This window comes from Pseudomonas sp. PA-4-8C (assembly GCF_021606625.1).
Taxonomy (GTDB): Bacteria; Pseudomonadota; Gammaproteobacteria; order Pseudomonadales; family Pseudomonadaceae; genus Aquipseudomonas; species Aquipseudomonas lactis.
Genome location: NZ_WKCD01000336.1, coordinates 1 through 5,388, shown reverse-complemented (window position 1 = coordinate 5,388; position 5,388 = coordinate 1). Strand labels below are relative to the sequence as shown.

At 51.0% G+C, this 5,388-nt stretch carries 2 tRNA genes and 2 rRNA genes; all 4 read left to right on the top strand.

Going from position 1 to position 5,388, the window contains the following annotated elements:
• Window positions 1-316 precede the first annotated feature (316 nt).
• The 4 genes from GIW04_RS27445 (at window position 317) to GIW04_RS27430 (ending at window position 5,257) form a co-directional block, all read left to right on the top strand.
• Window positions 317-1,853 (top strand): 16S ribosomal RNA (locus GIW04_RS27445).
• Between the two features lie 82 nt (window positions 1,854-1,935).
• Window positions 1,936-2,012: transfer RNA gene (locus tag GIW04_RS27440), tRNA-Ile, on the top strand.
• 30 nt (window positions 2,013-2,042) lie between these two features.
• Window positions 2,043-2,118 (top strand) — tRNA-Ala (locus GIW04_RS27435).
• Between the two features lie 247 nt (window positions 2,119-2,365).
• Window positions 2,366-5,257 (top strand): 23S ribosomal RNA (locus GIW04_RS27430).
• The 16S and 23S rRNA genes sit together here with 2 tRNA genes alongside, the layout of an rRNA operon.
• Window positions 5,258-5,388: the final 131 nt, after the last annotated feature.

The window sequence follows — 5,388 nt, the reverse complement described above, 5'->3', positions numbered from 1 at the left end:
CTGTAGAATTCGCCTCCCGCTTACGAGAGATCGCAAGCGCAAGTGGTTGAAGTTGTTGAAGAAATCTTCGAAAACTTCTGAAAATAACCACTTGACAGCAAATGAGGCTGCTGTAGAATGCGCGCCTCGGTTGAGACGAAAGATCTTAACCAACCGCTCTTTAACAACTGAATCAAGCAATTCGTGTGGGTGCTTGTGGAGTCAGACTGATAGTCAACAAGATTATCAGCATCACAAGTTACTCCGCGAGAAATCAAAGATGTAACCAACGATTGCTGAGCCAAGTTTAGGGTTTCTTAAAAACCCAAAGATGTTTGAACTGAAGAGTTTGATCATGGCTCAGATTGAACGCTGGCGGCAGGCCTAACACATGCAAGTCGAGCGGTAGAGAGAAGCTTGCTTCTCTTGAGAGCGGCGGACGGGTGAGTAATGCCTAGGAATCTGCCTGGTAGTGGGGGATAACGTTCGGAAACGGACGCTAATACCGCATACGTCCTACGGGAGAAAGCAGGGGACCTTCGGGCCTTGCGCTATCAGATGAGCCTAGGTCGGATTAGCTAGTTGGTGAGGTAATGGCTCACCAAGGCGACGATCCGTAACTGGTCTGAGAGGATGATCAGTCACACTGGAACTGAGACACGGTCCAGACTCCTACGGGAGGCAGCAGTGGGGAATATTGGACAATGGGCGAAAGCCTGATCCAGCCATGCCGCGTGTGTGAAGAAGGTCTTCGGATTGTAAAGCACTTTAAGTTGGGAGGAAGGGTTGTAGATTAATACTCTGCAATTTTGACGTTACCGACAGAATAAGCACCGGCTAACTCTGTGCCAGCAGCCGCGGTAATACAGAGGGTGCAAGCGTTAATCGGAATTACTGGGCGTAAAGCGCGCGTAGGTGGTTTGTTAAGTTGGATGTGAAATCCCCGGGCTCAACCTGGGAACTGCATTCAAAACTGACTGACTAGAGTATGGTAGAGGGTGGTGGAATTTCCTGTGTAGCGGTGAAATGCGTAGATATAGGAAGGAACACCAGTGGCGAAGGCGACCACCTGGACTAATACTGACACTGAGGTGCGAAAGCGTGGGGAGCAAACAGGATTAGATACCCTGGTAGTCCACGCCGTAAACGATGTCAACTAGCCGTTGGAAGCCTTGAGCTTTTAGTGGCGCAGCTAACGCATTAAGTTGACCGCCTGGGGAGTACGGCCGCAAGGTTAAAACTCAAATGAATTGACGGGGGCCCGCACAAGCGGTGGAGCATGTGGTTTAATTCGAAGCAACGCGAAGAACCTTACCAGGCCTTGACATCCAATGAACTTTCTAGAGATAGATTGGTGCCTTCGGGAACATTGAGACAGGTGCTGCATGGCTGTCGTCAGCTCGTGTCGTGAGATGTTGGGTTAAGTCCCGTAACGAGCGCAACCCTTGTCCTTAGTTACCAGCACGTAATGGTGGGCACTCTAAGGAGACTGCCGGTGACAAACCGGAGGAAGGTGGGGATGACGTCAAGTCATCATGGCCCTTACGGCCTGGGCTACACACGTGCTACAATGGTCGGTACAGAGGGTTGCCAAGCCGCGAGGTGGAGCTAATCCCATAAAACCGATCGTAGTCCGGATCGCAGTCTGCAACTCGACTGCGTGAAGTCGGAATCGCTAGTAATCGCGAATCAGAATGTCGCGGTGAATACGTTCCCGGGCCTTGTACACACCGCCCGTCACACCATGGGAGTGGGTTGCACCAGAAGTAGCTAGTCTAACCTTCGGGAGGACGGTTACCACGGTGTGATTCATGACTGGGGTGAAGTCGTAACAAGGTAGCCGTAGGGGAACCTGCGGCTGGATCACCTCCTTAATCGACGACATCAGCTGCTCCATAAGTTCCCACACGAATTGCTTGATTCATTGAAGAAGACGAAAAGAAGCAGCCCGAAATTGGGTCTGTAGCTCAGTTGGTTAGAGCGCACCCCTGATAAGGGTGAGGTCGGCAGTTCGAATCTGCCCAGACCCACCAATTTTGTGTGGGAAACGCCTGTAGAAATACGGGGCCATAGCTCAGCTGGGAGAGCGCCTGCCTTGCACGCAGGAGGTCAACGGTTCGATCCCGTTTGGCTCCACCACTACTGCTTCTGTTTGTATAAAGCTTAGAAATGAGCATTCCATCGTTGTGATGGTGAATGTTGATTTCTAGTCTTTGACTAGTTCGTTCTTTAAAAATTTGGGTATGTGATAGAAAGATAGACTGAACGTTACTTTCACTGGTAACGGATCAGGCTAAGGTAAAATTTGTGAGTTCTCTTAACTGAGAAATTCGAATTTTCGGCGAATGTCGTCTTCACAGTATAACCAGATTGCTTGGGGTTATATGGTCAAGTGAAGAAGCGCATACGGTGGATGCCTTGGCAGTCAGAGGCGATGAAAGACGTGGTAGCCTGCGAAAAGCTTCGGGGAGTCGGCAAACAGACTTTGATCCGGAGATGTCTGAATGGGGGAACCCAGCCATCATAAGATGGTTATCTTGTACTGAATACATAGGTGCAAGAGGCGAACCAGGGGAACTGAAACATCTAAGTACCCTGAGGAAAAGAAATCAACCGAGATTCCCTTAGTAGTGGCGAGCGAACGGGGACTAGCCCTTAAGTGGCTTTGAGATTAGCGGAACGCTCTGGAAAGTGCGGCCATAGTGGGTGATAGCCCTGTACGCGAAAATCTCTTAGTCATGAAATCGAGTAGGACGGAGCACGAGAAACTTTGTCTGAATATGGGGGGACCATCCTCCAAGGCTAAATACTACTGACTGACCGATAGTGAACTAGTACCGTGAGGGAAAGGCGAAAAGAACCCCGGAGAGGGGAGTGAAATAGATCCTGAAACCGTATGCGTACAAGCAGTGGGAGCCCACTTTGTTGGGTGACTGCGTACCTTTTGTATAATGGGTCAGCGACTTATTTTCAGTGGCGAGCTTAACCGAATAGGGGAGGCGTAGCGAAAGCGAGTCTTAATAGGGCGTCTAGTCGCTGGGAATAGACCCGAAACCGGGCGATCTATCCATGGGCAGGTTGAAGGTTGGGTAACACTAACTGGAGGACCGAACCGACTACCGTTGAAAAGTTAGCGGATGACCTGTGGATCGGAGTGAAAGGCTAATCAAGCTCGGAGATAGCTGGTTCTCCTCGAAAGCTATTTAGGTAGCGCCTCATGTATCACTGTAGGGGGTAGAGCACTGTTTCGGCTAGGGGGTCATCCCGACTTACCAAACCGATGCAAACTCCGAATACCTACAAGTGCCGAGCATGGGAGACACACGGCGGGTGCTAACGTCCGTCGTGAAAAGGGAAACAACCCAGACCGTCAGCTAAGGTCCCAAAGTTATGGTTAAGTGGGAAACGATGTGGGAAGGCTTAGACAGCTAGGAGGTTGGCTTAGAAGCAGCCACCCTTTAAAGAAAGCGTAATAGCTCACTAGTCGAGTCGGCCTGCGCGGAAGATGTAACGGGGCTCAAACCATACACCGAAGCTACGGGTATCACGTAAGTGATGCGGTAGAGGAGCGTTCTGTAAGCCTGTGAAGGTGAGTTGAGAAGCTTGCTGGAGGTATCAGAAGTGCGAATGCTGACATGAGTAACGATAATGGGTGTGAAAAACACCCACGCCGAAAGACCAAGGTTTCCTGCGCAACGTTAATCGACGCAGGGTTAGTCGGTCCCTAAGGCGAGGCTGAAAAGCGTAGTCGATGGAAAACAGGTTAATATTCCTGTACTTCTGGTTATTGCGATGGAGGGACGGAGAAGGCTAGGCCAGCTTGGCGTTGGTTGTCCAAGTTTAAGGTGGTAGGCTGGAATCTTAGGTAAATCCGGGATTCTAAGGCCGAGAGCTGATGACGAGTTACCTTTTAGGTAACGAAGTGGTTGATGCCATGCTTCCAAGAAAAGCTTCTAAGCTTCAGGTAACCAGGAACCGTACCCCAAACCGACACAGGTGGTTGGGTAGAGAATACCAAGGCGCTTGAGAGAACTCGGGTGAAGGAACTAGGCAAAATGGCACCGTAACTTCGGGAGAAGGTGCGCCGGTGAGGGTGAAGGACTTGCTCCGTAAGCTCATGCCGGTCGAAGATACCAGGCCGCTGCGACTGTTTATTAAAAACACAGCACTCTGCAAACACGAAAGTGGACGTATAGGGTGTGACGCCTGCCCGGTGCCGGAAGGTTAATTGATGGGGTTAGCTAACGCGAAGCTCTTGATCGAAGCCCCGGTAAACGGCGGCCGTAACTATAACGGTCCTAAGGTAGCGAAATTCCTTGTCGGGTAAGTTCCGACCTGCACGAATGGCGTAACGATGGCGGCGCTGTCTCCACCCGAGACTCAGTGAAATTGAAATCGCTGTGAAGATGCAGTGTATCCGCGGCTAGACGGAAAGACCCCGTGAACCTTTACTATAGCTTTGCACTGGACTTTGAATTTGCTTGTGTAGGATAGGTGGGAGGCTTTGAAGCGTGGACGCCAGTCTGCGTGGAGCCAACCTTGAAATACCACCCTGGCAACTTTGAGGTTCTAACTCAGGTCCGTTATCCGGATCGAGGACAGTGTATGGTGGGTAGTTTGACTGGGGCGGTCTCCTCCTAAAGAGTAACGGAGGAGTACGAAGGTGCGCTCAGACCGGTCGGAAATCGGTCGTAGAGTATAAAGGCAAAAGCGCGCTTGACTGCGAGACAGACACGTCGAGCAGGTACGAAAGTAGGTCTTAGTGATCCGGTGGTTCTGTATGGAAGGGCCATCGCTCAACGGATAAAAGGTACTCCGGGGATAACAGGCTGATACCGCCCAAGAGTTCATATCGACGGCGGTGTTTGGCACCTCGATGTCGGCTCATCACATCCTGGGGCTGAAGCCGGTCCCAAGGGTATGGCTGTTCGCCATTTAAAGTGGTACGCGAGCTGGGTTTAGAACGTCGTGAGACAGTTCGGTCCCTATCTGCCGTGGACGTTTGAGATTTGAGAGGGGCTGCTCCTAGTACGAGAGGACCGGAGTGGACGAACCTCTGGTGTTCCGGTTGTCACGCCAGTGGCATTGCCGGGTAGCTATGTTCGGAATAGATAACCGCTGAAAGCATCTAAGCGGGAAACTAGCCTCAAGATGAGATCTCACTGGAACCTTGAGTTCCCTGAAGGGCCGTCGAAGACTACGACGTTGATAGGTTGGGTGTGTAAGCGCTGTGAGGCGTTGAGCTAACCAATACTAATTGCCCGTGAGGCTTGACCATATAACACCCAAGCAATTTGACTACTCGAAAGAGCATCAGATTGCGGTGTGTGAAGACGAAGATGAACCGAAAGTTCGACGCTCACAAAACACCGAGATCTATCACCTACCCAATTTGCTGAAGCGAGGCCA